Source organism: Rhizobium sp. ZK1 (assembly GCF_047782645.1).
Classification (GTDB): domain Bacteria; phylum Pseudomonadota; class Alphaproteobacteria; order Rhizobiales; family Rhizobiaceae; genus Rhizobium.
Genome location: NZ_CP180586.1, coordinates 3748139 through 3770569 on the forward strand (window position 1 = coordinate 3748139; position 22431 = coordinate 3770569).

The 22431-nt window shown below is 60.2% G+C and carries 26 protein-coding genes; 10 read left to right on the plus strand and 16 right to left on the minus strand.

All coding sequences use genetic code 11. The features are described from left to right. The first annotated feature begins 169 nt into the window (after positions 1–169). Positions 170–967 (plus strand): lysophospholipid acyltransferase family protein, encoded by a 798-nt coding sequence (locus tag ACK9YZ_RS18995; protein ID WP_416064821.1) that lies wholly within the window; start codon positions 170–172, stop codon positions 965–967. On the opposite strand, the gene ACK9YZ_RS19000 is transcribed toward ACK9YZ_RS18995, so the two are convergent. Then, the gene (locus tag ACK9YZ_RS19000) at positions 964–1497 is read right to left on the minus strand and encodes a gamma-glutamylcyclotransferase (RefSeq protein ID WP_416064822.1); all 534 of its coding nucleotides are present in this window, start codon (positions 1495–1497) and stop codon (positions 964–966) included. The genes ACK9YZ_RS18995 and ACK9YZ_RS19000 overlap by 4 nt on opposite strands. 50 nt (positions 1498–1547) lie before the next feature. Here ACK9YZ_RS19000 and ACK9YZ_RS19005 point away from each other — a divergent pair, with 50 nt between their 5' ends. Then, complete coding sequence (locus tag ACK9YZ_RS19005; RefSeq protein ID WP_416064823.1) at positions 1548–2564, plus strand: DUF2125 domain-containing protein; 1017 nt, start codon at positions 1548–1550, stop codon at positions 2562–2564. Here ACK9YZ_RS19005 and ACK9YZ_RS19010 read toward each other — a convergent pair. The 4 genes from ACK9YZ_RS19010 to ACK9YZ_RS19025 form a co-directional block, all read right to left on the minus strand. Beyond that, on the minus strand, positions 2561–2980 hold the full coding sequence (locus tag ACK9YZ_RS19010; protein ID WP_216756108.1) for a GNAT family N-acetyltransferase: 420 nt from the start codon (positions 2978–2980) through the stop codon (positions 2561–2563). The two genes, ACK9YZ_RS19005 and ACK9YZ_RS19010, sit on opposite strands and share 4 nt — an antisense overlap. Positions 2981–2982: 2 nt before the next feature. After that, positions 2983–3927, minus strand: coding sequence for a prephenate/arogenate dehydrogenase family protein (locus ACK9YZ_RS19015; RefSeq protein WP_253958332.1), 945 nt, complete (start codon positions 3925–3927; stop codon positions 2983–2985). Then, complete coding sequence (gene hisC, locus ACK9YZ_RS19020) at positions 3906–5015, minus strand: histidinol-phosphate transaminase (RefSeq protein ID WP_416064824.1); 1110 nt, start codon at positions 5013–5015, stop codon at positions 3906–3908. The genes ACK9YZ_RS19015 and hisC overlap by 22 nt, the downstream gene beginning before the upstream one ends. Positions 5016–5149: 134 nt before the next feature. Then, positions 5150–5926 carry a class I SAM-dependent methyltransferase gene (locus tag ACK9YZ_RS19025; RefSeq protein WP_216756111.1) on the minus strand — a complete coding sequence of 259 codons (777 nt, stop codon included), beginning with the start codon at positions 5924–5926 and terminating at the stop codon, positions 5150–5152. A 54-nt stretch (positions 5927–5980) separates the two neighbouring features. Between ACK9YZ_RS19025 and gloB the strand changes: the two genes are divergently transcribed. Continuing rightward, positions 5981–6751 (plus strand): hydroxyacylglutathione hydrolase, encoded by a 771-nt coding sequence (gene gloB / locus ACK9YZ_RS19030; RefSeq protein WP_416064825.1) that lies wholly within the window; start codon positions 5981–5983, stop codon positions 6749–6751. Positions 6752–6754: 3 nt separating this feature from the next. Next, positions 6755–7192, plus strand: coding sequence for a cupin domain-containing protein (locus ACK9YZ_RS19035; RefSeq protein ID WP_216756113.1), 438 nt, complete (start codon positions 6755–6757; stop codon positions 7190–7192). Here ACK9YZ_RS19035 and ACK9YZ_RS19040 read toward each other — a convergent pair. Both ACK9YZ_RS19040 and ACK9YZ_RS19045 read right to left on the minus strand, forming a co-directional pair. Further along, the gene (locus ACK9YZ_RS19040; protein WP_416064826.1) at positions 7189–8082 is read right to left on the minus strand and encodes a DMT family transporter; all 894 of its coding nucleotides are present in this window, start codon (positions 8080–8082) and stop codon (positions 7189–7191) included. The two genes, ACK9YZ_RS19035 and ACK9YZ_RS19040, sit on opposite strands and share 4 nt — an antisense overlap. A gap of 33 nt (positions 8083–8115) precedes the next feature. Next, a complete protein-coding gene (locus ACK9YZ_RS19045; RefSeq protein ID WP_416064827.1) occupies positions 8116–8898 on the minus strand; it encodes a DUF3108 domain-containing protein in 783 nt (260 codons plus the stop codon). A 241-nt stretch (positions 8899–9139) separates the two neighbouring features. On the opposite strand from ACK9YZ_RS19045, the gene rpmB reads away from it, so the two are divergent. Both rpmB and ACK9YZ_RS19055 read left to right on the plus strand, forming a co-directional pair. Continuing rightward, the gene (gene rpmB, locus ACK9YZ_RS19050) at positions 9140–9436 is read left to right on the plus strand and encodes a 50S ribosomal protein L28 (protein WP_183734303.1); all 297 of its coding nucleotides are present in this window, start codon (positions 9140–9142) and stop codon (positions 9434–9436) included. 137 nt (positions 9437–9573) lie between these two features. Further along, on the plus strand, positions 9574–10209 hold the full coding sequence (locus ACK9YZ_RS19055; RefSeq protein WP_416064828.1) for a VUT family protein: 636 nt from the start codon (positions 9574–9576) through the stop codon (positions 10207–10209). 256 nt (positions 10210–10465) lie between these two features. Here ACK9YZ_RS19055 and ACK9YZ_RS19060 read toward each other — a convergent pair whose 3' ends face one another. The 5 genes from ACK9YZ_RS19060 to ACK9YZ_RS19080 all read right to left on the minus strand — a co-directional run bounded on the left by ACK9YZ_RS19060 (position 10466) and on the right by ACK9YZ_RS19080 (position 15989). After that, positions 10466–11053 carry an AAA family ATPase gene (locus ACK9YZ_RS19060; protein ID WP_416066775.1) on the minus strand — a complete coding sequence of 196 codons (588 nt, stop codon included), beginning with the start codon at positions 11051–11053 and terminating at the stop codon, positions 10466–10468. A gap of 75 nt (positions 11054–11128) precedes the next feature. After that, entirely contained in the window at positions 11129–12127 is a 999-nt protein-coding gene (locus ACK9YZ_RS19065; RefSeq protein ID WP_416064829.1) for an esterase-like activity of phytase family protein, read from the minus strand. A gap of 23 nt (positions 12128–12150) precedes the next feature. Beyond that, positions 12151–14052, minus strand: coding sequence for a cobaltochelatase subunit CobT (gene cobT, locus ACK9YZ_RS19070; RefSeq protein ID WP_183734307.1), 1902 nt, complete (start codon positions 14050–14052; stop codon positions 12151–12153). Positions 14053–14064: 12 nt separating this feature from the next. Beyond that, entirely contained in the window at positions 14065–15057 is a 993-nt protein-coding gene (gene cobS, locus ACK9YZ_RS19075) for a cobaltochelatase subunit CobS (protein ID WP_183806022.1), read from the minus strand. A 311-nt stretch (positions 15058–15368) separates the two neighbouring features. Beyond that, the gene (locus tag ACK9YZ_RS19080) at positions 15369–15989 is read right to left on the minus strand and encodes a J domain-containing protein (protein WP_216756118.1); all 621 of its coding nucleotides are present in this window, start codon (positions 15987–15989) and stop codon (positions 15369–15371) included. 102 nt (positions 15990–16091) lie between these two features. Between ACK9YZ_RS19080 and ACK9YZ_RS19085 the strand changes: the two genes are divergently transcribed. Further along, on the plus strand, positions 16092–16376 hold the full coding sequence (locus tag ACK9YZ_RS19085) for a BolA family protein (RefSeq protein ID WP_216756119.1): 285 nt from the start codon (positions 16092–16094) through the stop codon (positions 16374–16376). A 3-nt stretch (positions 16377–16379) separates the two neighbouring features. Here the strand turns inward: ACK9YZ_RS19085 and ACK9YZ_RS19090 are convergent, their stop codons facing one another. The 4 genes from ACK9YZ_RS19090 to ACK9YZ_RS19105 all read right to left on the minus strand — a co-directional run bounded on the left by ACK9YZ_RS19090 (position 16380) and on the right by ACK9YZ_RS19105 (position 19951). Beyond that, positions 16380–16859 carry a DUF2938 domain-containing protein gene (locus tag ACK9YZ_RS19090; protein ID WP_416064830.1) on the minus strand — a complete coding sequence of 160 codons (480 nt, stop codon included), beginning with the start codon at positions 16857–16859 and terminating at the stop codon, positions 16380–16382. 64 nt (positions 16860–16923) lie between these two features. Beyond that, complete coding sequence (locus ACK9YZ_RS19095) at positions 16924–18234, minus strand: HlyC/CorC family transporter (protein ID WP_416064831.1); 1311 nt, start codon at positions 18232–18234, stop codon at positions 16924–16926. Further along, on the minus strand, positions 18234–19364 hold the full coding sequence (gene aroB, locus ACK9YZ_RS19100; protein WP_416064832.1) for a 3-dehydroquinate synthase: 1131 nt from the start codon (positions 19362–19364) through the stop codon (positions 18234–18236). Before aroB ends, ACK9YZ_RS19095 begins: the two co-directional genes overlap by 1 nt. Beyond that, positions 19361–19951 (minus strand): shikimate kinase, encoded by a 591-nt coding sequence (locus ACK9YZ_RS19105; RefSeq protein WP_216756123.1) that lies wholly within the window; start codon positions 19949–19951, stop codon positions 19361–19363. The genes aroB and ACK9YZ_RS19105 overlap by 4 nt, the downstream gene beginning before the upstream one ends. Before the next feature lie 148 nt (positions 19952–20099). Here ACK9YZ_RS19105 and ACK9YZ_RS19110 point away from each other — a divergent pair, with 148 nt between their 5' ends. The 3 genes from ACK9YZ_RS19110 to ACK9YZ_RS19120 all read left to right on the plus strand — a co-directional run bounded on the left by ACK9YZ_RS19110 (position 20100) and on the right by ACK9YZ_RS19120 (position 22250). Then, the gene (locus ACK9YZ_RS19110; RefSeq protein ID WP_007822234.1) at positions 20100–20276 is read left to right on the plus strand and encodes a hypothetical protein; all 177 of its coding nucleotides are present in this window, start codon (positions 20100–20102) and stop codon (positions 20274–20276) included. Between the two features lie 4 nt (positions 20277–20280). Continuing rightward, a complete protein-coding gene (xerD, locus tag ACK9YZ_RS19115) occupies positions 20281–21234 on the plus strand; it encodes a site-specific tyrosine recombinase XerD (protein ID WP_216756124.1) in 954 nt (317 codons plus the stop codon). A gap of 62 nt (positions 21235–21296) precedes the next feature. Then, complete coding sequence (locus ACK9YZ_RS19120) at positions 21297–22250, plus strand: acetyl-CoA carboxylase carboxyltransferase subunit alpha (RefSeq protein ID WP_216756125.1); 954 nt, start codon at positions 21297–21299, stop codon at positions 22248–22250. The last annotated feature ends 181 nt before the right edge of the window (positions 22251–22431 follow it).

The following is a 22431-nucleotide window of genomic DNA, read 5'->3' on the forward strand; positions in this document are numbered from 1 at the left end:
GGTCTCAATGGTGAATCTGATTTGCGGGAAAAAGGGAATCCCCTTTTCGATTCCATCTAAAATCATCCCGCTCTAGTGGACGCACGGCGCTCTAACGGCAATCAGACGCTTTTTATGACGGACAATATCGTGTAGGCCGGTCGGCGTGACCGTGCCTCGGGAAAATTTCATGATCGCCCTGCGTTCCGTTCTGTTCAACACGATCTTCTACGCCAACCTCATCATCAGGATGATCGTGCTCTCCCCCTTCTACTTCATCGCGCCGCGCAAGCTCGCCTACAGCGTTCCCAAAAACTGGGCGCGCTCGAACCACTGGCTGATGCGGGTGATCGTCGGCACTACCTTCGAGATCGAGGGTTTGGAGAACCTGCCTGACGGCAGCTACATCATTTCCCCGAAGCATCAGTCCTTTTGGGACACTTATGCCCTGCTGCCCAACCTCGAGGACCCGGTCTATATTCTCAAGCGCGAACTGATGTGGATCCCGCTTTTCGGCTGGTACGCCAAGAGGCAGCGCATGATCCCGGTGGACCGCGGTGCGCGCGGCAAGGTGATGGTGGAGGTGCTGAAGCGCACCAAGCTGGAGCTCGCCACCGGCCGCCAGCTCATCATCTATCCCGAGGGCACACGCCGCCCACCGGGTGCTGAGCCAGTCTACAAATACGGCATCGCCCGCATGTATCGCGACCTGCAGCTCCCGGTCGTGCCCATCGTCATGCATCCAGGCCTGTTCTGGCCGCGCCGCAGTGCCATGCGTTATCCCGGTCATTTCAAAGTGCGGATTCTACCACCCATCATGCCCGGCATGGACCCCGACGCCTTCTTTGCCCATCTGATCGACGTAACGGAAAGCGCCAGCGATCAGCTTCTGATCGACACGGTGGAGCGCAATCCGCATGTTCCACTGCCGCCGACCGCCGTGAAGCGGCTGGCTGAACTGCGCAAAGAGGAAGCCGCGACTGCCTAAGCTGTCGCGCGTAGTCGTGTGATTTCCTCGACCACTTGCTCCAGCCACCGGTCGCGAATACCCATCTCCTTCAGATGGGAAAGCGTATTGAAGACATAGACATCGTTCGGGCCGGACTGGCCGACCGAGACATCGACGACCCGCGCGGCAGCAAGCGCATCCAGTGCACCGGCATATTGCTCGTGGGCGCGGTCGACCACATAGGCGACCGCCCGTGCGCTGCGACCATCCGAAAGCTGCAGCGGCAGATGCCGTTCCAGATAGACATTGGTGACGAGTTCGCGGGCTCGCAGATAGTCAATGACCTCGTCCCACTTGTCCGGTGCGACACGGAAAGCCATGCCTCGACAGGCGCCGCCCCTGTCGAGGCCGAGGACGAGACCGGGATTTTCACGATTGCCGCGATGAACGAAGGAACGGACGCAGAGCGAGCGCCGGTAGCCATGAATCATGGCCTGCGACCGCTCGACGAATTCGAAGCCCGGATTCCACATCAACGAGCCGTAGCCAAATACCCAAAATTCGTCCATATCGCACGCCAGATCAAAATCAGATTTCGCTCTCACCATTGGAGAACATCATGGCAGCGTCAAGCCAATCCGGCAGCGGCCACTATAGCAGCGGCAGGAAATTCTGGTTACTGGGCGGCGCCATTCTTCTGGTGATCGCTCTCTATACGGGCGGCTGGTTCTACGCAGCTTCCGCGCTGAAAAAGACAGTGCTGACCGCCATCGCTCCCCGCGCCGATACCGGCGTCAGCGGCGAATGCTCCGATATCGAATTCCGTGGTTTCCCCTTTCGCATCGGGCTCTTCTGCTCGAAGGTGGATGTCGATGACAATGTCAACGGCATCTCCGCCACCTTCGGTGCGCTCCGCTCCGCCGCCCAGGTCTACGCCCCCGGCCACATCGTCTGGGAACTTGACGCACCGGCTGAAATCCGCACCGCGCAGGGCCTGACGGTCAATGCCCAATGGGACAATCTGCAATCGAGCCTCGCCACCAAGGCGCAGGGCATCGACCGCACCTCGACCGTCATTGACGGGCTGAAGGCCGTGGCCATTTCCTCCTTCACCGGGCAGACCGTCAATTTCGATGCCGCCCGCACCGAGATCCACCTGCGGCAGAACGGAGCGGATCTCGACGGCGCGATCTCGGTCGAAAACGCCAATGCTGTGGTCAAGGACTGGCCGCAGGTCTTCCCGAAATTCTCCGCGAGCGCCGACCTCACGCTGACGGGCAAGGCCGGGATGATCGATGGCACCGACAAACAAGGTATTCACGGTTCTCAGGGCGAGCTTCGCCGTATCGTCGCCGATCTCGGCGACGGCAAGGTGATGACCATCTCCGGCCCCTTCGCCTTCGACGAAAACGGCTTCCTTTCCGGCAAGTTCAAGCTGGAGATTGAACAGCTCGGCCCCTGGGGTGAAAGCATCAAGCAAACCTTCCCCGACATGGCCTCGACCGTCGATACGGCGACGAAGCTCCTGAAGGCGCTTGCCGGTGGTGGCGACAAAGTTTCCGTCGATCTGGTCGTCGATCACGGCAATGCAACTGTGAGCGGCTTCATTCCGCTCGGCAAGATCCCGCCGGTTTAGTCGAGCTTCTTGAGAAAGAAGACTTCCGGCACCGTCTGGATGCCGGGCAGTTCGATCGATCCGGTTTCAGAAAAACCGTTGCGGCGATGCCAGTCCTGCGGACGGCTTTCATCGCACTCGCTCGAGGTCATCAAAAGACGTGCACCGCTCTCGCGCATATCCTTTTCCCAGGCGAGAAACAGCGCCGTGCCGACACCGGACCGGCGATGACGAGCCACCACCCGGATCATTTCCATATAGGGGATCCTGCCCCAGAAGCGGGAGAAGCGCAGGAAGCCGACAATCTCACCTTGCTCGCGGGCGATCAGATATTCGCCGAGATCGATGCAACGCGAAATCCAGGCCTCGCCGACATGGCTGTCTTCGCGAAGCAGCCATTCCTTGTCCGTCTGGCCAGGCTTCGCAATCTCCACCATCACTATTTCTTCTCCAGCGGGTGCGGGCGGCCAAAGTCCGGCGCATCCACGTCCTGGCCGGCCTGGACGATCGAACGGCGGATGGCACGGGTGCGGGTGAAGAGTTCGAAAATCTTGTCGCCCTCGCCCCAGCGGATCGCCCGCTGCAGATAGGCGAGATCTTCCGAAAAACGCGCCAGCATTTCCAGGATCGCATCACGATTATGCAGGCAGACATCGCGCCACATGGTCGGGTCGGAGGCGGCCAGACGCGTGAAATCGCGGAAACCGGAGGCGGAATATTTGATAACTTCCGATTCCGTCACGGTCTCCAGATCGTCGGCCGTGCCGACAATATTGTAGGCTATGAGATGGGGCAGGTGAGAAACGATCGCGAGCACCTTGTCGTGATGCTGGGCGTCCATTTCGTCGACTCGGGAGCCGAGCGCTTCCCAGAAACTGCGCAGCGTCTTCAGCGCGGTCGGATCGGTTCCTTCGAGCGGCGTCAGGATGCACCAACGCCCCTGGAACAGGCCGGGGAAGCCCGCATCCGGGCCAGACTTTTCCGTACCCGCAATTGGATGGCCGGCAATGAAATGCACATGGCTGGGCATGTGCGGCTGCATCTGAGCAATCACGGAAGCCTTGGTCGAACCGACGTCGGTGACGATCGCACCCGGCTTCAGATTGCCGGCGATCTCTTTCGCCACACTTTCGGAAGCGCCGACCGGCACCGATACGATGACGAGATCGGCATCCTTAACCGCTTCTTCCGAGGAGGTCGTATAGCGATCGCCAAGCTCCAGTTCTTCGGCACGCTTCAGCGTCTCGGCGCTGCGCGTCGCGATGACCACCTCATTGGCTAGGCCCAATCGCTTGATGTCATGAGCAAGCGAAGAGCCGATCAGGCCGATTCCGATCAGGGTGATGCGATTGAACTGCACTGTCATGCCTTGCGTCCCATGAATTCGCCAAGCGCCTCGATGACGCCGCGATTGGCTTCTTCCGGACCGATGCTCATGCGCAGCGAGTTCGGAAAACCATAGCCGCGAACCGCACGCAGGATGTAGCCGCGGCTCGTAAGGAATTCATCGGCATCCGTTGCCCGCTTGCCGTCGACGTCGGGGAAATGGATGAGAACGAAGTTGGCGACCGACGGCGTGACCACCAGGCCGATCGCCTCGAATGCGCTCGTCAGCTTCTCGATCCACATCTGGTTGAAGGAAACGGCCTCCTGGACAAAGGACTGGTCGCGGATCGCCACAGCACCCGCAGCGATTGCCGGCGCATTCATGTTGAAAGGCCCGCGCACACGGTTCAGCGCATCGATAATCTCGGCCGGCGCATACATCCAGCCGACACGCAGCGCCGCAAGGCCATAAACTTTCGAGAAGGTGCGCGTCATGACGACATTGGCGTTTGACGAGACGACTTCGATGCCGGCTTCGTAGTCATTGCGGCGAACATATTCCGCATAGGCTGCATCGAGCACGAGGATGACATGCTTCGGCAGGCCGGCCTGCAGGCGGCGGATCTCGCTGACGGGAATATAGGTGCCCGTCGGATTGCCGGGATTGGCTATGAAGACGATCTTCGTCTTGCCCGTCACCGCAGCAAGGATCGCATCGACATCGACCGTATGGTCCTTTTCCTTGGCCACGACAGGTGTGGCGCCGGCACCCATGATCTGGATCTTGTAGACGAGAAAGCCATGCTCGGTAATGATGCCTTCGTCCCCGGGACCGAGATAGACATGGCATAGCAGGCCGAGCAGCTCGTCGGAACCGTTGCCGCACAGGATGTTTGCCGGATTGAGGCCGTGCACCGAAGCGATCGCCTCGCGCAGCTCGTACGCCTGACCGTCGGGGTAACGTTCGAGATTGCCTGCGGAAGCCTTGAATGCTTCAATCGCCTTGGGGCTGGCGCCGAGCGGCGTCTCGTTGGAGGAGAGCTTGTGGACGCGGACGACACCCGGCGCGTGCTCCTTGCCCGGCACATAGGCAGCGATATCCAAAATACCGGGACGCGGAACGGGCTTGCTCATCTCAACGCTCATGGATCGACCTTGGAAATTGCCGGAAAGCCGGCGAAAGACTTGAGTGCAATTAAAGCGGAATGGCGATTTTGTCGAGGGCTGCAGGGCCTGGAGCGTTTCCTGGTCAGATTGCAGCATTCTGACCAGGAAATGCTCTAGCGGCTGCGCGTGGTCGGCACGCCATGCGGCGCAAGGACCGGCACAAAAACGCGGCGTGAAGCACGCGCGGCAACAGGAAGGCCCTGATAGAGCCGCTTCTGCGCCTCGACGATGATGACGCCCGAAAAAGCTGGCCACAGCGTGCGGCCGATCCGCTCGAAACCGCGGCGCAGGCGCAGCACCGCGCGCAGTTTCGATGGCGGGAAGAACAGCGCCTCGGCTGTGGCGCCTGGCGTGAAATTGGTCTCGCGCAGCAGATGGGTCAGCTGACCGCGCGAATAAGGCCGGCCCGAACCGAAAGGCGTATGCTCCATGCGCGCCCAGACACCACGGCGGTTCGGCACGACGATGATGAGCCGTCCACCCGGCGCCAGCACCCGCCAGAGTTCCTTCAGCGTCTCGCGCGGGCTTTCGGCAAATTCCAGTGAATGCACCATCAGCACCCGGTCGATGGAAGAATCCGGCAGCGGCAATTCCTCGTCGAAGATCAATGCGGTGGAGGAAAGCGAGCCGACAGGCCAGTTCACTGCCCCTTGCCCCGCCGGCATGAAAGCAAACGTGCGTTCCGTATCCGCCTGGAACCGGTCGAGGAAGGGTACGGAATAACCAATGCCCACAAGCCTCTCCTGCGGCAGGCGCACCCAGAGCGACGACAGCGCCATGGCAATCGACTGCTCGGCCATGTGTCCAAGCTCGGAATGATAGAATTGGCGAAGGTCGACGATATCGGCGTGCATTATCCCAAATGTTATCAGTGACCGGTTGGACTTCAAGGCCGGAACCTCTACATTCCCGGTCAGTTCAAGGGATAAGGGATTATTTGAGCAATGAAACCTTTGGAATTAGAAGTTTTTCTCTGCCGCAGCGACAATTTCGGCGTTCTCGTCCATGACCCGGAAACCGGGCAGGCCGCTTCGATCGACGCGCCTGATGCGGCAGCCGTGGAAGCCGCAGCCGTGCGCCGCGGCTGGAACATCACCCATATCTTCACGACCCATCACCATATCGACCATGTGGAAGGCAATCTGGCGCTGAAGGAACAATACGACCTGGAGATCATCGGGCCGGTCAACGAAGCGGTGGCGATCCCCGGCCTGGACAAGACGATGGGTGATGGGGACAGCTTCCTCTTCGGCGACCACACGGTCAACGTCATCGAAACGCCCGGCCACACGGCGGGCCATATCTGCTACCACTTTGTCGACGACAAGCTGCTCTTTGCTGCCGATACGCTTTTTGCGCTCGGCTGTGGCCGCCTGTTCGAACGCCCCGCCGCCGACATGTGGCATTCGCTGCAGAAGCTTGCCGTTCTTCCGGATGAGACCGCCGTCTATTTCGGCCACGAATATACGCTCTCCAACGCCCGTTTCGCGGTCACCATCGATCCGGACAACGAGCGCCTGAAAAGCCGCGCAGCGGAAATCGAGGCATTGCGCGCCGAAGGCAAATTCACCATTCCGACGACGCTGGCGTTCGAAAAAGAAACCAATCCCTTCCTGCGCGCGGCCGATCCGGCCATCCGTCGCAACCTGCTGATGGAAGGCAAGACCAATGAAGAGGTCTTCGCCGAGATCCGCAAGCGCAAGGACAATTTCTAGAGCATGGCCGGCAAAGACCTTACCCCTGAGATCATCATCCGCGAGCTCGGGATGCAACCCCATCCCGAAGGCGGTTGGTATGTGCAGACCTTTCGCGACAAGAATGGCGGCGAGCGCGGCCATTCGACGGCAATCTATTATCTGCTGGCGAAGGGCCAGCGCTCGCACTGGCACCGCGTGCATGACGCCGCAGAAGCCTGGCACTATTATGCCGGTGCGCCGTTGGCGCTGCATCGTTCCGAAGACGGCAGCCACAGCGAGACGCTGAAGCTCGGCACCGATATTGCCGGCGGCGAGCGGCCGCAGGCAATCATCCCCGCCAACTGGTGGCAATCGGCCGAGACGCTCGGCGACTATACGCTGGTCGGCTGTACGGTGGCGCCCGGCTTCGAATTCTCGAAATTCGAGATGGCGCCGCCTGACTGGAAACCCGGCGCTTAAGCTTGTTCCGCCACCGGCTGCATCTGCGGCTTGCGGCGAACCATTTCTTGCGCTGCCAGCACCGCGCCGCCGGTGATCAGCAGGCAGGCAAGCACAATACGCCAACTGGGCTCGGCAATGCCGAAGACGGCCAGGATCAGCGTTGAAAGCAGTGGCGCGGCATAACTTGCGGCGCCAAGGATCTGAATATCGCCGTTCTTGACCCCGTAATCCCATGCATAAAAGGCTGCGCCGACGGGGAAAAGGCCAAGGCCGACGACGGCAATCCATTCAAAGCCCGCCTCCGGCCAGACGGTTGTCTCAAGACCCAAATGGCAGATCAGCGAAAGCGCCGACGTCGCAAGGCAGAAGCCGGTGACGACATCAGTCGAAACGGCATCGAAACGCCGCGTCAGCAGCGAATAACCGGACCATGTCAAGGCGCAGAGAAATGCCGCGCCATAGCCGACGGCATAGGCGCCGTTGAAATCGATGCCGTTACGCCCGACGATCAGGAAGGTGCCGCAAAGACCTGCCAGAGCGCCGACGATGTGATACCAGCGCAACCTCTCGCCCGGCAGCAGCGCCGAACCGACCACTATCAGCAGCGGCCAGAGATAGGCAATCAATCCTGCCTCGACGGCCGGCGCATTCCTGAGCGCCGTGAAATAGAGGAAGTGATAGCCGAACAGACCGGCAATGCCCGTGATCCAGACCTTTGCCGGCTGCCTCAGAAGGGCGATGCGCGACGGGTTGAGGATAAGCATGAGAATGCCGGGAATGCTGCCGATGGCAAAGCAGATGGCCGAAAGCTGGAACGGCGGCATCTTGCCGGAAGCGGCCGTAAAGAGGGCCAGGAACGACCACATGAGAATGGCCGCAAAACCGATCAACGTCGCTCGAAGCTTCACCCATCCCCCTCGCGGAGACTTATGAAAGCTCCGTCAGCTGTTCACGCGGCCGTACTTCACAGCCGTGATCGTCACCGTCCCGTATTCCGTGGGAATGCGGACGTAGACCGGAGCATATACATTTGCCGCCTGCGCCTTGGCAAACCAGATTTCCATGCGGTTGCTCTTGCTGAGGTAGACGAGATCCTTACGTCCCTTCTTGTAGCCGGAGCGCGGAATGAAGCGCACGCCGCAGACGGTCGCCTTGCCCTTGAACCCATCGGTCGAGAAATCTTCATCGCCCTTCGGCGAAAGCACAAGGTCCATGCGCGTCTCACCGTCGAATATCGGCAGCTTCTGTGAACAGACATCGGTATCGCCGGTGAAGATGAGGCCCGAGATCGGGTCGAGCACGGCGCGCATATCCCCCTGCGTTACCGGAATCCATTCCTTCGGCCGGCGCGGCTCCGGTGTAGTGGTGGCCGAAACGATATTGCCGTTGCGGTAGCTGACCTCGTAGGTGCGAACCTTTTTGCCGGTCTTGTAATAGAGGACATATTTTGCCGCCTGCAGCCGGTCATTGCGTACCATCCCGGTAACGCTGGTCTTGGCCAGGATATCGGTGACGAGATCGGCAAGCCCGGCCGATTTGATGTCGCCGTCGATTTTGTAGCTGTGATCGTCTTCGATCTTGGTGAGAAAGGCCGCCCGCGCGATCGTCAGGCCGGCAAGGGCTACCCTGTACTCCGTACGGTGCTGTACTTCGCTCGCACCGGCCGGCAGGGCCAGAAGCGCCGTAAATGCCGAAACTAAAATCCGTCTGCCCAGATGAGCCATGGTGAGAGCCTTGTCCTGCCGGGCCGCTTGCGCCCTTGCACTACGGTCTATACTCCTGCCGCATTGCTAAGAAAACAGCAGCTTTTTGACAGAATTGCGGGAAAGGCCAAGGTTTGGCTTGACGCGCGCGACCGGTCTGACTATAGAACCGCAACTTTCCAATCATGGCCTGTTGGATTGCGCAGTCGGTTGTTGCCGGATTGTCCTTCAATGGCCCGAGAAAAACAAGAATAGGTGTTCCATGTCCCGCATGTGCGAATTGACCGGCAAGGCAGTCCTGACTGGTAACAATGTCAGCCATGCCAACAACAAGACCAAGCGCCGGTTCCTCCCGAACCTGTGCCAGGTTACGCTGATCTCCGACGCGCTCGGCCAGCGTTACCGTCTTCGCGTTTCGGCTGCTGCTCTTCGTTCCGTCGAGCATCGTGGCGGCCTAGATGCCTTCCTTTTGAAAGCAAACGAAGGCGAACTTTCGATGCGCGCTCGCCTGCTGCGTCGCCAGATCGTCAAGAAGACTGCTGAAGTGGCTGCTGCCTAAGCTTCGGCCAACGCCCTTCTAAAGCTTTGAAAGGCTTGCACGGATAATACCCGGACAAGCCTTTTGCTTTGCCAGGCTGGCCATAGGTCCAGCCTGAGATTTTTACTCGAACTGGTGGCATCACCCAGGATAAAAAAATGCTGACGACCCGCTATACCCTTATCTATGTCGCGCTGATGACGCTCGTCGTCGTCGCCTCCAACTTCCTCGTTCAGTTTCCACTGAACGCGACGGTCGCCGGCATCAATCTCGCCGACATTCTCACCTGGGGCGCCTTTTCCTATCCGATGGCCTTCCTGATCACCGACCTGACGAACCGCCAGTTCGGCCCGCAGGCTGCGCGCAAGGTGGTCTTCGCCGGCTTTGTCGTTGGTGTCGCGCTTTCTTTCTTCACCGCGGTGCCGCGTATCGCGATCGCCTCCGGCTCGGCCTATCTCGCCGGCCAGCTTCTCGATATCGCCGTCTTCAACCACCTGCGCCGTCAGGCTTGGTGGCGCGCGCCGCTCGTCGGCTCGCTGATCGGCTCGGCGCTGGATACCGTGATGTTCTTTTCGCTGTCCTTCGCCGCCTTCTTCGCCTTCCTCGGCCCGAACGAGCCCTTCGCGCTGGAAAATGCGCCGATCTTCGGCATTCTCTCGACGGAAGCTCCGCGCTGGATCTCCTGGGCACTCGGCGATTTCGCGGTAAAGATGCTTGTCGGCCTGGTGATGTTGCTGCCCTATGGCGCGCTCATGAACGTGCTGCGCCCAATGCAATCCGCTCCGGCGCGGTAAACACCGTCCGCATCCGGCCTCGGATCGGAATCTTCGCATTCCCCACCTTGCTTCTCGCCTTGGATGGAGATCATTTCTGGTCGAGCGACCCAGGAAAACGCTCAGACCATGAATGTTGGGCGGGCTGGCTGCAGACCTTGCTGCAGCCAGCCCGCCCAACCAATGGCAACGCCAACCGCAGGTCTCACGACGACTACAGCATCGGCCCGAAAATCGGAATCGATTTTCGGAAAGCCTGATGCGTAGTTTCAAAGAGTTAGGGCGTCCTTTGTTCGTCCGAATGGACGCACAAAGGACGCCCTGCAATGATCGCCGGGTGGCTCAGCACCTCCGCAACGAGCTCTCCGACAGGCCGTGATGAATCGAGCCGCAAGATCGGCCTTGTCAGCGTTTTCAGCCACTCCTCATGCCCGACGAGACTTCGACGTTCCGGTCCCGCCGTATCGTAGCTCTCTGCCCATTCCATGAATTCGCGACTTTTCGCCGCCATGTCACCACCAGGCCTGATCCTGTCGCCGTAACGCTCCTCCTCGCGCTTACGGATGCGCTTCATACGCGTCGTGGGATCGATCCTCAGAAAGACCACCAGATCGTAAAGCGGCTCGAATTCCGCGCCCCATTTCATTGCCGAGCCGGAAAGCACCCAGCCGACATGAGGCAACGCTTCTTGCCTGAGCATCGCGATACGCGCCCCAACCTCGCGCGGCGTCGTAAAGGGCGGATCGGTCGGCATCCAGAAGAAATCGTCGGTATCGAGATGACGGATGCCAAGCGTTTCAGCCAGCGCCAGGCCGAGCGTGGACGTGCCAGAGCCCGAGGCTCCCGTGATATGGATGTGCATGATACGCTCTCTTAAAGGGTGATATCGCGAAGGGACGGACCGGATAGCGCAGAGTTATGACAGCCGTTCGACGGCCATTCAATCGACCAGCCGGAACTCCAGCATCAGATTGCGCTGCAGGATGGAGTGATTGTCGTCCGACACTAGAACGACATGCGTCGTGCCATCGGCTGCCTGGAAGGCATCGAACCCTTCCATATTATCGATATTGTAATTGAAATTGCCCTCGACGAGCAACTCGCCGTTCACGATGGCGCCCGGCTTGATGTCCGCACCCTTGATGCGGCGAATGCGCATGCCGATGCCTTCGGCCATGTTGAAGCGCCGCTCCAGAAGAAGCAGGTCGCCACCCGGCAGGAAGGCACCATCAGTTACATCGAAGCTGCCATCCTTCTCGACCGTGAACTGCCCCTTCAGTGGCCCGTCCAGAATAGCCGCAAGCCGGTTGCCGTCTTCGTCGAGACTGCGCTCCGCCACGATTACGGGCGCGCCTTTCAGCGGACTCGAGGCAGGGGCCACGACAACAGTTTCAATGCCGCGGTTTGCCCGCATCTCGTCGCGGGGAATGAGGATCCCGACCGTCGACAGGGATCGCGAGTCGAGAAAACCGGGGTCCGGATAGACGTCGACGCGATGGTCCTGCTCGAAGGAGACGAGAATCCGGTCGCCATCCAACGCGAGGCCTTCCGCATCCATGTGGCCCTTGCCCTCATAGGTCCGGCCGACGCGATCCCGCATCGGCGTGATCTCGACGCCCGTAAGGCCCGACAGCCTGCCCTTGGCGTCGCGTTCGATGCTGCCGGTCAGCCAGTGCCCGGTATCGAGAACGCCGACGAAACCCTTGCCGTCAGGCCGCATGCGGATGGAGGAAAGCGAGCCGAAGAGCGAATTGCTCGACACCATCTCCAGCCCGCCGATAAATTCCAAGGGGCCGAAGCGGATTTCGTTACGGCCGATATGGAAATCCGAAATCTGCCGGCTGATGATCTTTGCGGGCTCGCCCGCATAAGCGCCAGACGACCCTGTCGCGAGGCCAAGGACGACCAAGGCCGCACGAGACAGATTTCCAAACGCCATGCGGAAGTTTCCCCGAGACTGTATCAGCCCGCGCGGCGCAGGCGACCACCGCGCGGCTGTGCGGCATGATCCTCGAACAGTTCGGCAAGCTGTTCGGTCATGGCGCCGGCAAGCTCGTCCGCATCGACGATCGTCACAGCGCGGCGATAGTAACGCGTCACGTCATGACCGATGCCGATTGCCAAAAGCTCGACCGGAGAACGAGTCTCGATCTGCTCGATCACAGCGCGCAGATGCCGTTCCAGATAATTGCCCGGATTGACCGAAAGCGTGGAATCATCGACAGGCGCACCATCGGAAATCATCATCAGGATACGACGCTGCTCACGGCGGGCAAGCAGGCGGTTATGCGCCCAGATCAGTGCCTCGCCGTCGATATTTTCCTTGAGCAGGCCTTCGCGCATCATCAGGCCAAGATTGGGCCGTACACGCCGCCACGGGGCATCGGCCGACTTGTAGATGATGTGACGCAGGTCGTTGAGCCGACCCGGCGTCTGCGGCTTGCCATTCGCAAGCCAGTTTTCGCGTGCCTGACCACCCTTCCACGCCTTGGTCGTGAAGCCGAGGATCTCGACCTTGACGCCGCAGCGCTCCAGCGTGCGCGCCAGGATATCGGCACAGGTGGCGGCAACCGTGATCGGTCGGCCGCGCATGGAGCCGGAATTGTCGATCAGCAGGGTCACGACCGTATCGCGGAACTGCGTATCGCGCTCCATCTTGAAGGAGAGCGGTTGCGTCGGATCGATGATGATTCGCTGCAGGCGGGCCGTATCGAGATAGCCTTCCTCGAGATCGAAATCCCAGGAACGGTTCTGCTGCGCCATCAGCTTACGCTGCAGGCGGTTGGCGAGACGACCGACAGCACCCTGAAGATGCGCCAGCTGCTTGTCGAGGAAAGCGCGCAGGCGTTCCAGTTCGGCGGCATCGCACAGCTCTTCGGCGGTAATGATCTCGTCGAATTCCTCTGTATAGATGTGGTAATCGACCTTTTCGTTGAAATCGGCAAACGGCGTGTTCGGACGGCGGGTCTCGCCCGGTGTCTCGGAATCGTCGTCGCCTTCTTCCATCATGTCGTCGTCGGAGATTTCGGCGCCTTCGGTCTCGCCGTCCTCCATTTGCTCGTCGGCGACTTCGCTGTCCTCGACAGGGGCCGCATCGCTGCCGGCATCCTCGTCGATCTCGTCCTCGTTCTGCTCGTCGCCCGTCGGCTGATCATCCTCGTTGGACTGATCGTCGGAGTCCGGATCGCTGTCGTCATCCCCGTATTCCTCGGCCATTTCCATGGCCGAGAGCATATTGCGGATGACCTTCGAGAAGGCCTGCTGGTCGTTGATGACGCCGGAGAGATTGTCGAGTTCGCTGCCGGCCTTTTCCTGGATAAAAGAACGCCAGAGATCGAGCACCTTGCCGGCGGAAGCGGGCGGCTTCTGGCCGGTGAGCTTCTCGCGCACCATCATCGCCACAGCCTCACCGATCGGCGCGTCTTCCTGCCGCTCGATGCCGGTGAAATTCGCCTTGGCGTATTTCTCCTCGGTCATGGAGCGCAGGTTCGCGGCCATGCCCTCCATGCGCAACGCGCCGATCGATTCCACGCGTGCCTGCTCGACGGCGTCGAAGATCACGCGGGCATCCGAGCCCTGTGGCGCCATGGTTGAATGTACCTTCTCGTCATGGCAGGCGATGCGGAGCGCCATGGAATCGCCAAGGCCGCGCGTAACCGCCAGCTCATGAGCCGTCGGACGCTTGGAAAGCTCCGGCAGGCGAATTCGCTCACCCGTCATGCCCGGACGCTCGTTGGCGAAGGTGACCTCCACCTCGGCATCACCAGCGATAGCGCGTACGGAACCGGTTATTGCCCGGCGCAACGGTTCGACATCAACGGGCGCACCGGGCTTTGCTTTCGAATTGTCTCCGCGAGCTGCCATGATCGACTGGCCTCAAGCTCCCAGCACGATGTTGGCAGCGCTTTCCTTCAGCTCCACGCCGAAGGCGCGCTGATAGTGCTCGGCCACCAGCGGACGCTCCAGTTCGTCGCACTTGTTAAGGAAAGTGACGCGGAAGGCGAAGGCGATATCGCCGAAGATCTCCGCATTCTCGGCCCAGGTGATGACGGTACGCGGGCTCATGACGGTCGAGAGATCACCGTTCATGAACGAAGCGCGCGTCAGATCGGCAACGCGGACCATCTTGGAAACCGTATCGCGGCCTTCCTTGTCCTTGCCGAAGCTCTTCACCTTGGCGGCAATGATATTCACTTCGTGATCATGCGGCAGATAATTCAGCGTCGAGACGATCGACCAGCGGTCCATCTGCGCCTGGTTGATCTGCTGCGTGCCGTGATAAAGGCCGGTCGTATCGCCGAGGCCGATCGTGTTGGCGGTCGCAAACAGTCGGAAGGCCGGGTGAGGACGGATGACGCGGCTCTGGTCGAGCAGCGTCAGGCGGCCGGAAGATTCCAGCACGCGCTGGATGACGAACATAACATCCGGGCGGCCGGCGTCGTATTCGTCGAAGACCAGCGCGACGTTGTGCTGGTAGGCCCAAGGCAGAATGCCGTCCTTGAATTCGGTGACCTGCAGCCCGTCCTTGACGACGATCGCGTCCTTGCCGACGAGATCGATACGGCTGACATGGCTGTCGAGGTTGATGCGCACGCACGGCCAGTTGAGGCGGGCGGCGACCTGCTCGATATGCGAAGACTTGCCCGTGCCATGGTAGCCGGAGATCATCACGCGTCGGTTATGGGCGAAACCAGCGAGGATCGCGAGCGTCGTCTCGCGGTCGAAGAGATAATCGGTGTCGAGATCCGGAACATAGGCGTCGCCCTTGCTGTAGGCGGGAACGCGGATGTCGGAATCGATGCCGAAGACCTCCCGGACCGAAACGGTGGTGTCGGGCAGTTCGGAAATATCAAGGTCAATCTTGCTCATCATGTCTCCAAGGCGGGTGACGGCCACCCGGCCACACTATCTCAGCCATTGCGCAACCATGGTGCCGCAGTCTTTGGTCCGCGTTCTTCCAGGGTCGGAACGTCGGCGATACTTCTCCGGGACTGAAACGAAACCTCGGCGGGATAATGACCGCTGGCGAGCATTCTTGAAAGAGTCCCAGACAAGAAACGCCGCGTCCGGAAGGTCGGCAGAGGCAATGTCGGGAAAACACGCAAATATATGCCGCGGTTGCCTGCGGCCTCAGCCGATGTGGACCATACCCGATTGAAGTTTAAGAGCAAGGACGGGAATTAACAAAAACCGTTCTGCTTCAATAATTGATAGGCCTGGATGACGGCGCGGAAACGCTCTTCCGAGCCGCGGTCGCCGCCATTCGCATCGGGGTGATGCTTCTTGACCAGTTCCTTGTACTTGCTCTTGATCTCCGCAGAGGTAGCGTTCGCGGCAAGTCCCATCGTATCGAAAGCCTTGGCCTCCAGCGATTTCAGCTTGCGGGCCTGCGGGAAACGCGGGCCACTGCCTTTGCCGCCACCTTCCTTCACGAAACCGAATGGGTCACGCACGCGCGAATAAGCGCCGGAGCGAACTTCGGCATGCAGCGGGCTGTTCTTGGCATCCTTGTTGACGCCGACCGTCCAGGTAGGGCGATGACCTGTTATCGCCTCCTTCTGATAGCGCGCGATCTCACCGTCCGACAGGCCGGAGAAATAGTTGTATCCCTTATTGTAGTCCTTGACGTGTTCGAAACAGAACAAAAAGAACTGGCCTTCCGCATTGCGTCCCACAGGAGCGCGATGCGTACCTTTTTTGTCGCAGCCGTCCCACTGGCAAGTTGGAGGCGCCTGCTCGGGCTCCTGCTCTCGCCTGCGGCGCGTTCGGATGCGATCGAAATATTTGGAATCAAGTCTCATGGCGGCGCTAATTATGGGGCTGCTGACCGATGACAACAAGAATTGACAAACGGGAATGTTGCTGGCTTGGTGGGAACCTTTTTCGTGAACGCAGAAGACCTGATGATGACACTCCAAACCCGCATCGAAGAGAAGCTCAAGGAAGCCTTTGCGCCCGAACGCCTCGCGGTCATCAACGAGAGTCATCTGCATGCCGGCCATCAGCCTGACATGACGGGCACGGGTGAGACGCATATGCGCGTCCGCATCGTTTCGGAGAAGTTCACCGGCATGCCGCGACTACAACGCCATCGGGCAATTACCGACCTGCTGAAGCCCGAACTCGATGCCGGACTCCACGCTCTGGCTGTAGAGCCGGCCGCGCCCGGCGAGCCGACCCGTTGGTAGTTCTTAGCGGATGACGAGTGCCGTGGCGTAGAGCCCGAAACCGAAGACCGTGTGCGCAAGCAGATTGAGCACGCGGACCTTCATCGGGTTCGGCGTCTTTGAAGCCGCCCAGCCAAGGCCGAGGCCCGGCTGCATCAGGAACCAGCCGGCACCGACGGTGACGATACCGAGAATCCAGGCAGGCAAGAAGCTCGGAGCGGCAAACCAGGCCGGGCCGACGAAGATCGCCAGCAGGATGCCGTAGAGAATACCGACCGCATAGTGACCGATCCATCCGAGCGCCAGCTCGTTGGCATAGGGCACGGCATCAGCGATATTATCGTGAAAGATCTTGCCCTTGCCGAGGTGCCAGAACCAGCGGCCTGCCGGCGCCCAGTTCGGCGACGGCGTGACGCCGAGCTTTGCGAGCAGCATTGCCCAGATATCCATAAGGACGGTCGCCCCGATGCCGATGGCGACGGATCGCCAGAGAATGTCGAACATGTCAGATCCTGTGGAATGAGCCGGCGTCTGGAGATTGCCATGCCGCCGGCGATGGAAATCATCGTCAGGCGGGTTTCGTCTCGTCTTCCTCGGCGGGGCGGATGCGCAATTTCGTGATGCGGTTCTTCTCCCGCTTCATGACGACGAAGCGCTTGCCGTAGAAGGTGAAGGCCTGGCGCTCTTCGGGAATGGTCATTGATTCATGAATGACGAGGCCAGCGATCGTCGTCGCTTCCTCATCCGGGAGGTTCCAGTCGAGCGCACGGTTGAGATCACGAATCGGTACGCCGCCATCGACGACGATGGAACCGTCCGCCTCCTGGCGCACGCCCTGCATGTCGATATCATGCTCGTCGGAGATATCGCCGACGATCTCTTCCAGAATATCCTCCAGCGTCACGATGCCCTGCACCTCGCCATATTCGTCGACGACGACGGCGAAATGCTGCTTGCGGCGCAGGAAAGCATTGAGCTGATCTTCGAGATTGGTGCTGTCAGGCACGAACCAGGGCTTCTGGGCGATCTTCACGATATCGAGTTGCTGCGGCTCCATGTTCGGCTCGGCGAGCGCCCGCAACAGATCCTTGGCATGCACAACGCCGATGATATTATCGATCGTACCGCGCCAGAGCGGCATGCGCGTATAAGGGCTTTCGAGGATTGCCCGGACGACCGATTCCGGCGGATCGTCCGCATTGATCGCCCGCATCGCCGTACGGTGGACCATGATGTCGGAAAGCTCAAGCTCGCCAAGATCGAGCACGCCGCCGAGACGATCACGGTCGGCCTTTACAACCGAGCCTTCGCGATGCAGCAGATCGACGGCGCCCCGCAATTCGTCATGAGCCGACAGCATCGAGACTTCGCGGGACAAATTGATCCCGAAGAAGCCGAGGATCCGGCGCACGATCGCATTGACGAACGAAGAGAGCGGACCGACGACGGCGACGAAGAGCCGCGTAGGTATTGCAACATTGAGCGCAAAACGCTCCGGCGTGGAAATCGCCCAGCTCTTCGGCAGAACCTCCGCGAAGATGACAAGGATGATGGTCATGGCAAGCGTTGCCAGCGCCACACCGGAATTGCCGAAGATCCCCAGAAATACGCTTGTCGCCAGCGACGACGACAGGATGTTGGCGAGATTGTTGCCGATCAGCAGCGCACCGATCAGCCGGTCACGACGCTCGATGAGGGTCCTGACGAGACCGGCGCGCTCATCACCATTGGCTTCCAGCGTGTGGATCCGGCTTCTCGAAACGGCAGTCAACGCGGTCTCGGATCCCGAAAAGAACGCAGACATCAACACCAGGGCCACGATCGAAATGATCTCCGGCCAGTAGACCGATAAAAATGCCAGGGTACCCTCGACTGACATCAGGGATGTTTTTCCTTGAGAAAACTGATCACTTCGGAAGCCGGCACGTCATCGGCGACGAAGGATTGGCCGATGCCGCGCGTGAGAATGAAGGTGAGCTTGCCGCCCTTGACCTTCTTGTCCTGTGCGATCGCGTCCATCAGCACCTCCGCCGGCGGCAGGGCGCCTGGAATTTCCGACACGCGGGTCGGCAGGCCGACAGCCTTCAGATGCGCCTCGACGCGGCTGGCATCATCAGGGCTCGCAAGGTTCATGCGTGCTGAAAATTCATGCGCCAGCACCATGCCGATCGAAACGCCTTCACCATGAACCAGCCGGCTGCTGTCATAGGCGGTCGCGGCCTCCAGCGCATGGCCGAACGTATGGCCGAGATTGAGCAGAGCCCGCTGGCCGTTTTCCCGCTCGTCGGCAACCACGACATTCGCCTTGGCCTGGCAGCTCACCGCGATCGCCTCGATACGCGCCGAACCGCCGGCAAAGACCGCCTGCCAATTGTTCTCCAGCCAGGCAAAGAAATCCGGCTTGTCGATGAGGCCATATTTGGCGACCTCCGCATAACCGGCGCGGAATTCGCGCTTACTCAGGGAGTTCAGGACATCCGTATCGGCGAGCACGAGATCCGGCTGATGGAAGACACCGATGAGGTTCTTGCCATGGCGACTATTGATGCCGGTCTTGCCACCGACCGACGAATCCACTTGGGCGAGCAGCGAGGTCGGCACCTGTACGAAGCGCACGCCGCGCCTGACGATGCCGGCCGCAAAACCCGAGAGGTCGCCGATGACGCCGCCGCCAAGCGCGATGACATAATCATTGCGCTCGATGCGGGCTTCCAGAACCTTGTCGCAGACATTGACCAGATGCTCGAAGCTCTTGGTCTTCTCGCCGGCCGGCAGCACGACATCAGCCGAGGCGATGCCGGCAGCATCGAGACTCGCGTTCAAGGCATCGAGATAAAGCGGCGCCACATGCTCATCAGTGATAATGGCCGCCTTGCGGCCCTTGAGCCGCGAAGCGATCTCGCCGCCGGCACTAGCGATCAGCCCTGGCCCGATCATGATATCATAGGCTCGATCGCCAAGCGGCACATGCACCTTACGGACGGCGGAAGCGGGGGTGATCGCGTTCATGATACTGCACTTTCCTTCTGGGTCTCGACCACGGCTCTCAGCACTTCATCGGCCATGACTTCCTTGCGTACGTCGCGCGAAAGCACCGTGAGATCGGCCTCGGCATAAATGGGGTATCGGGCGTTCATCAGATTTTCGAGCGTCTGCTTCGGGTTCTCGGTCTTCAGCAGCGGACGTGTGTCGCGCTTGTTGACCCGTTCCCAGAGCACATCGAGATCGGCCTTCAGCCAGACCGACAGGCCACCCTTCTTGATATGCCTGCGCGTACGAGCGTTGATGAAGGCGCCGCCGCCGGTGGACACGACGCGCGGACCGCCCTTCAGCAGACGCTTCATCACCCGTGCCTCGAGCGCCCGGAACTCTTCCTCTCCGTAAGCCGCGAAAAGCTCCGTGATCGTCATGCGCGAAACGCGCTCGATCTCGATATCGCTGTCGATGAAGGGAACGCCGAGTTGTTGCGCGACAAGACGCCCGACCGAGGATTTTCCGGCCCCCATAAGGCCAACCAGAACAAGATTGCGTGAACCGAGCGCGGCGCGAGCTCTGACTTTCAAACTGTCTGCAACGGAAACTGGCGGCTCACTCATCGGTCCATTCACACTTTGTTTGCAAACGGTATCGACAAATGCGGGTGTAGCGTCAAGTCGCGGGCAAGGGAATCACGGTCTCACTACCGCTTCTTGCACTTGCAAACATGCTTCTTATAACAGAAGCAGAGTTCTAAGGAGTAGCCGGATGCCGAGCCTGATCCGTTTCCTGTCCGTCCTGGCCGTCATCGCTGGACTGATCTATGGAGCGATGTGGGCGCTCGTCACCTTCGTCGAGCCTCAGGAGCGGGACGTCACGATCCGCATTCCTTCCGAGCGAGTGAATCCGCCCTCGACCGGCACGATCAACACCACGAAGAAGTGACGCGATGAAGGATCTCGGCCGCGTCCATGTGGAATCATTCCTTGAAATGATGAGTGCCGAGCGCGGCGCCGCGGTCAATACGTTGCAGTCCTACGAGCGCGATCTGGACGACCTTCGTTCTTTCCTGCACGGCCGCAGCATCCGCCTGACGGAGGCGGCATCGGGCGATCTCGGTGCCTATCTGGCCTCGCTATCCGCGCAGGGCTTCAAGCCCTCCTCGCAGGCCCGCCGGCTTGCCGCCATGCGACAGTTCTACAAATTCCTCTACGCCGAGGGCCTGCGCACCGACGACCCGACCGGCATTCTCGACGCGCCGAAGAAAGGCCGGGCACTTCCGAAGACGATGGGCGTCGAGGAAGTAACGAAGCTGCTGTCCCAAGCGGAGACGGAAGCTGCTGACACCGCACCCGGCCAGCTTCATCGCCTGCGCATGCTGGCGCTGTTGGAATTGCTGTACGCGACCGGCATGCGCGTCAGCGAACTCGTCTCGCTTCCCGCCCGCGTTCTCGACCAGGAAGGCCGCTTCCTGATGATCCGGGGCAAGGGAAACAAAGAGCGCCTTGTTCCACTCTCGCAATCGGCAATCGCCGCACTGAAGTCCTACGGCCGGATGCTGGCACTGGAAAACGCAGCGTCGAAAGAACCTCGGGACAGCCCCTGGCTCTTTCCGGCCGCCTCTAAGGAAGGTTACTTGCCGCGACAGGTCTTCGCGCGCGATCTCAAGAATCTGGCAATTCGAGCCGGCCTCGCACCGTCGATGATTTCGCCGCACGTCATGCGTCACGCTTTCGCCAGCCATCTTCTGGCCAATGGGGCCGATCTGCGCGTAGTGCAGGAACTCCTCGGCCATCAGGACATTTCAACGACACAAATCTATACGCATGTTCTGGAAGAACGGCTCCAACAACTGGTCCATACGCACCACCCCCTTGCAAAACAGGCGAAAAAGCACGAATAGGACCGGCGACAAGGGGCGGAACCAGGAAACTGTCCCGCGCACAAGGAACGGAAACGCACCTCATGCACAACTATCTCGACTTCGAAAAGCCGATCTCCGACCTCGAAGGTAAGATCATCGAGCTTAAGAAGCTGGCGACGGAAGACGAAAGCATCGACACCTCCGACGAAGTCGGCAGGCTCGAAGTCCGCGTCCGCGAGGCGATCGTCGAGATCTATTCGAAGCTCAACGCCTGGCAGAAGACGCAGGTCGCGCGCCACCCGCAGCGCCCGCATTTCGTCGATTATGCCAAGACGCTCTTCCAGGAATTCACGCCGCTCGCCGGTGACCGCAAGTTTTCCGAGGATGCCGCCATCCAGGCTGGTCTTGCCCGCTTTCGCGGCCAGCCGGTCGCCGTCATCGGCCAGGAAAAGGGCAACGACACCAAGAGCCGCCTGAAGCACAATTTCGGCAGTGCCCGTCCTGAAGGTTACCGCAAGGCGATCCGCATCCTCGAAATGGCGGATCGTTTCCAGCTTCCGGTCATCACCCTCGTCGATACCGCAGGCGCCTATCCGGGCGTCGGCGCTGAAGAGCGCGGTCAGGCAGAAGCCATCGCCCGTTCGACGGAGATGTGCCTCGGCGTCAAGGTGCCGCTGATCTCGATCGTCATCGGTGAAGGCGGCTCGGGCGGCGCGATTGCGATTGCCACCGGCAACCGCGTCTACATGCTCGAACATTCGATCTATAGCGTCATTTCGCCGGAAGGTGCCGCCTCGATCCTCTGGCGCGATTCCACCCGTGCCAAGGAAGCTGCGACCAACATGAAGATCACGGCCGAGGACCTGAAGGCGCTCGGCATCATCGACGGCATCATCCCCGAACCGCTTGGCGGCGCCCACCGCGATCCCGACAGCGTCATCGCCGCCACCGGCGATATAATCTCCAATGCACTTGCCGAAATGGCCTCCCGTTCCGGCGAACAACTGCGCAACGACCGCCGCCAGAAGTTCCTCGCCATGGGCCGCAATCTGTAAAATCCACAGGCTGGCTCAATCGATTGAGACCAAATCTTGGCCACAATAATGTTATCTGTAACATCAGCGCTTGCAGGAGACCTCCGCGCAAGTCATAGGCTGGTAAGGATTTATCAAGTATAAGCCGCCTATGATTCCGCGCTACGCCCGGTTTCCTTAAGCGGGTTGGGTCGCATTATTG